General features: G+C 73.5%; 6 protein-coding genes. 5 read left to right on the top strand and 1 reads right to left on the bottom strand.

Translation table 11 applies throughout. The annotated features are described in order from the left end of the window. On the top strand, positions 1-857 hold an 857-nt coding region (locus GSF22_RS30005; RefSeq protein ID WP_208817281.1), incomplete at its 5' end, for an RtcB family protein. A gap of 70 nt (positions 858-927) precedes the next feature. Here the strand turns inward: GSF22_RS30005 and GSF22_RS30000 are convergent. After that, entirely contained in the window at positions 928-1,356 is a 429-nt protein-coding gene (locus tag GSF22_RS30000; RefSeq protein ID WP_208817280.1) for an archease, read from the bottom strand. Between the two features lie 126 nt (positions 1,357-1,482). On the opposite strand from GSF22_RS30000, the gene GSF22_RS29995 reads away from it, so the two are divergent. The 4 genes from GSF22_RS29995 to GSF22_RS29980 all read left to right on the top strand — a co-directional run. Then, entirely contained in the window at positions 1,483-2,382 is a 900-nt protein-coding gene (locus tag GSF22_RS29995) for an alpha/beta hydrolase family protein (protein WP_208817279.1), read from the top strand. Positions 2,383-2,513: 131 nt separating this feature from the next. Then, positions 2,514-3,674: an acyl-CoA dehydrogenase family protein gene (locus tag GSF22_RS29990; protein ID WP_307804452.1), complete on the top strand. Its 1,161-nt coding sequence runs from the start codon at positions 2,514-2,516 to the stop codon at positions 3,672-3,674. Beyond that, positions 3,671-4,768 carry an acyl-CoA dehydrogenase family protein gene (locus GSF22_RS29985; protein WP_208817278.1) on the top strand — a complete coding sequence of 366 codons (1,098 nt, stop codon included), beginning with the start codon at positions 3,671-3,673 and terminating at the stop codon, positions 4,766-4,768. Before GSF22_RS29990 ends, GSF22_RS29985 begins: the two co-directional genes overlap by 4 nt. Positions 4,769-4,942: 174 nt before the next feature. Continuing rightward, positions 4,943-5,461 (top strand): ATP-binding cassette domain-containing protein (locus GSF22_RS29980; protein WP_208817277.1); only part of this gene is annotated, 519 nt, incomplete at its 3' end.

Below are 5,461 nucleotides of genomic sequence, written 5' to 3'. Positions count from 1 at the left end.
AGCGGGGGCAGGGGCAGGTGGGCAGCCTGGGCTCCGGCAACCACTTCCTGGAGGTGCAGGAGGTGGCCGAGGTGTACGACCCGACGGTGGCCGCCGCGTTCGGGCTGCGCGTCGGGCAGGTCTGCGTGATGATCCACAGCGGGTCACGGGGGCTGGGTCACCAGATCTGCACCGACCACGTCCGGGCCATGGAGAAGGCGATGGCCCGCTACGGCATCACGGTGCCGGACCGGCAACTGGCCTGCACACCGGTGTCGTCACCGGAGGGCCGGGCGTACCTGGGGGCGATGGCCGCCGCCGCGAACTACGCGCGGGCCAACCGGCAACTGCTCGCCGAGGCCGCCCGCCGGGTGTTCCACCGGGTCACCGGCAGCGGACTCGACCTGGTGTACGACGTCTCGCACAACCTGGCCAAGATCGAGACCCACGGGTACGACGGGGGAGCGCGGCAGCTCTGCGTGCACCGCAAGGGCGCCACCCGGGCCCTGCCGCCCGGCCACCCGGAGCTTCCCGACGACCTGCGTCCGGTGGGCCAGCCGGTGCTGATCCCCGGCTCGATGGGCACCGGGTCGTACGTGCTGACCGGGGTACCCGACGCACCGGCGTTCGCCTCGACCTGTCACGGTGCCGGCCGGGTCCGCAGCCGCAAGGAGGCCACCCGGGCGGTCCGGGGTCAGGATCCGCGCCGCCAGATGCAGGCGCGGGACGTGGCGGTGCGGGGTGCGTCCCGGCGCGGGCTGGCCGAGGAGATGCCGGAGGCGTACAAGGACGTCGCCGCGGTGGTCGAGGCCGCCGAGGGGGCCGGGCTCTGCCGCCGGGTGGCCCGGCTGCTGCCCATCGGGGTGGTCAAGGGCTGACCCGGCCACCGGTCCGGGTAGCTTTCACCGGTCCGGGCGGCTCCCCACCCGTCCCCGGCCGGGTCGACCGTCACACGTCCAGGGTGACCGCGCACGACCAGCCGGCCGGGTCCTCGGCGAGGTGCAGTTCGTGCAGGGAGACGGCCTTCGGTACGGCACCGGTCAGCTCCACCGCGTCGGTGCCAGTCGTCGTCCAGTGCACCCGCAAGCCGCCGTCGTCGGCCGTCACCTCGGTACGCAGTGGTAGCTCACCGGTGGTGTCCAGGCGGTAGACCACCTCGTCGAGGAGCGCCACCAGCAGGTCGGGACCGTCGGCGGGCGGTACCCGGAACCCGGCGCTCCCGCTCGGTCGCGCCCGGGTGGTGTCGGCGAAGGTGTCCACCAGCGCGGTGACCGCCTCGGCCAGGCACTCCTCGCGGCTGGGTGCCCACGCCTCGATGCGCACGTCGGCGGTGTGCGGCACGCAGCGGTGCCCTGCCGCCCCGGATCGTCGCTCCATCCTTCGAGGATGCCGTCGGCGTACCGGTCCGGTCCGCCGGACCGGTGATTTTGCCGATGCGGGACCGGTCGGACCTGTCGAAAACTGACGAGTGTCAATTTCCCCCACTCGGCAGGGAGTTTCGACGTGCGATCACCCACCACCACCCGTCCCCGTTCCCTGGTGCGCGCCGTAGCCCGGCTGGCCGTGGCTGTCGTCCTGACCGCCGGAACCGCCGTGGCGGCGTCCCCCGCCGCGCAGGCGGCGGCGAACCCGTACGAGCGCGGCCCCGCCCCGACCCACGCCATCCTGGAGGCCAGCCGTGGCCCCTTCGCCACCGCCTCGTTGACCGTCTCCTCGCTCAGCGTCAGCGGCTTCGGCGGCGGGGTCATCTACTACCCGACCAGCACCAGCGAGGGCACCTTCGGGGCCATCGCCATCTCGCCCGGTTTCACCGCCTACTGGTCCAGCATCAGCTGGCTCGGGCCACGGCTCGCCTCGCACGGCTTCGTGGTGATCGGCATCGAGACCATCACCACGCTGGACCAGCCGGACAGCCGGGGTCGGCAGTTGCTGGCCGCGCTGGACTACCTGGTCGAGCGGAGTTCGGTACGCAGCCGGATTGACGGCACCCGGCTCGCCGTGGCCGGACACTCGATGGGTGGCGGCGGCAGTCTGGAGGCCGCGGTGGCCCGGCCGTCGCTCCAGGCGGCCGTGCCGCTCGCCCCGTGGAACCTCACCAAGAGCTGGTCGAACGTGCGGGTGCCGACCCTGATCGTCGGTGGCGAGTACGACTCCATCGCGCCGGTGTCGTCGCACTCCGAGCCGTTCTACACCAGCATCCCGGCCTCGTCGGAGAAGGCCTATCTGGAGCTGAACCTGGAGGACCACTTCTTCCCGCAGTCGGTGAACACCCCCACCGCCAAGCAGATGGTCGCCTGGCTGAAGCGGTTCGTCGACGACGACACCCGGTACGAGCAGTTCCTCTGCCCGGGGCCGACCGGCTTCGACGTCGAGGAGTACCGCAGCACCTGCCCCAGCTACTGACCCGGACCGGGGCGGTCGCCGACCGGCGGCCGCCCCACCGCCGGCGGCCCGTCGGCCGGTGACCGGGTTCCGCTTGCCGGGTCGCCGAGATATATTGCATTGACAGTGCAAATAGTGGCAGGGGGTCGCACGTGTCGGACGACGCCGCGGCGGAGATGCTGCGCGGCCGGGTCGCCGCGTTCCTGGACCGTCACGATCCGGCCGGCGACCGGACCGCCTTCCTGCGGGCCCGGTTCGACGCCGGACTCGCCTGGGTGCACCATCCGGTCGGCCTCGGCGGACTCGACGCCCCACGGCGGCTGCAACCGCTGGTCGACGCGGAGTTCGCCCGGGTCGGCGCGCCGGACAACCGGCCCCGCCGCAACAGCATCGGGCTCGGCATGGCCGCCCCCACCCTGCTCCGGCACGGCACCCCGACCCAGCGCGCCCGCTGGCTGCGACCACTGTGGACCGGCGAGGAGATCTGGTGCCAACTGTTCAGTGAGCCCGGCGCCGGCTCCGACCTGGCCGGCCTGACCACCCGGGCGGTCCGTGACGGTACCGACTGGATCGTCGACGGGCAGAAGGTCTGGACCTCGATGGCCCACCGGGCGCGGTGGGCCATCCTGCTCACCCGGACCGACCCGGTCGCGCCGAAACACCGGGGCATCACCTTCTTCGTCTGCGACATGACCGCACCGGGAGTGCAGGTACGCCCGCTGCGCCAGCTCACCGGCGAGGCCGAGTTCAACGAGGTCTTCCTCACCGACGTGCGGCTGCCGGACAGCCTGCGGGTCGGTGCCGTCGGCGACGGGTGGCGGGTGGCCCGGACCACCCTGATGCACGAGCGGGTCGCGATCGGCGGTCGGCCGCTGCCCCGCGAGGGCGGCATGATCGGCCGGCTGGCGCAGACCTGGCGGGACCGGCCCGAGCTGCGCAGCGCGGGCCTGCACCACGAGGTCCTGCAATCGTGGGTGCGGGCCGAGGCGGCCCGGTTGACCGCGCTGCGGCTGCGGCAGCAACTGCTGGCCGGTGACCCCGGGCCGGAGAGCTCCGCGGTCAAGCTCTCCTTCGCCGCCCTCGCCCAACGGATCAGCGGCATCGAGGTGGAACTGCTGGGCGGCGAAGGGCTGCGCCACGACGACTGGACCATGCACCGCCCGGAGGAACCGGACCTGCTCGGCCGGACGGCCACCTACCGCTACCTGCGCGCCCGGGGGAACTCCATCGAGGGCGGGACCTCCGAGATCCTGCGCACCATCATCGCCGAGCGGGTCCTCGGGCTGCCGGCCGAACCCCGGGTGGACCGATGAGCAACCTGCGCTACGACGACCACGAGGAGGCGCTGCGGGACAGCGTCCGGGCCCTGCTCGCCGCGTACAGCCCGTGGCAGCGGGTGCTGTCCCGCGTCGACGGCGATCGGTCGTACGACATGGCGCTCTGGGCCCGGCTCGCCGGTCACCTCGGCGTCACCGGCCTGGCGGTGCCCGAGGAACACGGCGGAGCCGGAGCCGGCTTCCGTGAGGTGGCGGTGGTGCTGGAGGAACTGGGCCGGGCGGTGGCGCCGGTGCCCTACCTCGGTGCCGCCGTCGCCACCCGGGCCCTGCTCGGCTGCGGCCGGGGGGACCTGCTCGGTCCGCTCGCCGTCGGGGAGCGGGTCCCGGTGCTGGTGGTCCCGTTCGCCACCTCCCCGGGCGTCCCCGCCCACCCGGTCGCGGTGGCCGACGGGCCGGTGCTCTCCGGTGTGGTGGCCGGGGTCGCGGACGCCCTCCCGGCCGGGCTGCTCCTGGTGCCGGCGGACGACGGACTGTACGTGGTGGACGCCGACGCGCCCGGGGTGACGATGCGGCCGGTGCTGTCGCTGGACGCCACCCGGACGCTCTGCGACATCACGTTCGCCGTGGCCCCGGCGCGGCGGATCGCCACCGGGCCGGTGGCCGGCTCCGCCGTGACCGACGCGGTGACCGCCGGGGCGGCGCTGCTCGCCTCCGAGCAGGTCGGGGTGGCCCAGTGGTGCCTGGACACCACGGTCGACTACGTCCGGGTCCGGTATCAGTTCGGTCGCCCGGTCGGCTCGTTCCAGGCGGTCAAGCACCGGCTGGCCGATCTCTGGGTGCAGGTCACCGAGGCGCGGGCGGTGGCGCGGTACGCCGCGGACTGTCTGGCCACCGGTGACCCGGACACCCCGCTGGCCGGGTCGCTGGCCCAGGCGTACTGCGGCACGGTCGCGGTGACCGCGGCGGAGGTCTGCGTGCAGTTGCACGGCGGGATCGGTTTCACCTGGGAGCATCCGGCGCACCTCTATCTCAAGCGGGCCAAGAGCGCCGCGATCGCCTTCGGCAGTGCCGACCGGCACCGCACGCTCCTGGCGGGACTGGTCGACCTGCCGGCGCCGGCGCCGAACTGATCCCGCCGGCCACTGTAGTTCATCCACGGTGCACAAACCTGGTCCGAGATGGGCTCGGTCGGGGTCCGGTATCCGCCCTTGCCGACAGGAGCGACAAGGCGTCCGGCCCATTGACTCACCGATCAGTAAAAGTACACTGCGAGTGTAAATATCGGCACGATCGAGGGATGGGTGATGGAGCACGGGCTCGCGCTGCACCACGTCGGGGTGCGCTTCGGCGGCCTCACCGCCCTCGACGACGTCTCGTTGCGGGTCCCCGCCGGCCACGTGGTGGGCGTGATCGGGCCGAACGGGGCCGGCAAGACCACCCTGTTCAACGTCGTCTGCGGGTTCGTCGTACCCGACGAGGGGGAGCTGACCCTCGACGGCCGGCCACTACGGCCCCGCCCGCACCGGCTGACCCGGCTCGGCATTGCCCGCACCCTCCAGGGGACCGGCCTCTTCGCCGGCCTGACCGTGCTGGAGAACGTGATGACCGGCGCGACCCACACCGCCCGCGCCGGTTTCCTCACGGCCCTGCTCGGACTGCCCGCCAGCGACCGCGACGAGCGCCGGCTGCGGCGCCGGGCCCGGGACGTCCTGGACGACCTCGGGATCGGCGGGTACGCCGACGCCGCCCCGGGCACGCTGCCCTTCGCGGTACGCCAACGGGTCGCGCTGGCCCGGGCCCTCGCCGCCCGCCCCCGCCTGCTC

The sequence above is a fragment of the Micromonospora echinofusca genome (genome assembly GCF_017614955.1).
GTDB lineage: Bacteria > Actinomycetota > Actinomycetes > Mycobacteriales > Micromonosporaceae > Micromonospora > Micromonospora echinofusca_A.
The sequence above is the reverse complement of the archived record's forward strand: the minus strand, read 5'-3'. Positions and strand labels throughout refer to the sequence as shown.

Bases quoted from the DNA above. Each gene is read 5' to 3' on its own strand.
- GSF22_RS29985 (WP_208817278.1), top strand. From the start codon at position 3,671: ATGAGCAACCTGCGCTACGACGACCACGAGGAGGCGCTGCGGGACAGC.
- GSF22_RS30000 (WP_208817280.1), bottom strand. From the start codon at position 1,356: ATGGAGCGACGATCCGGGGCGGCAGGGCACCGCTGCGTGCCGCACACC.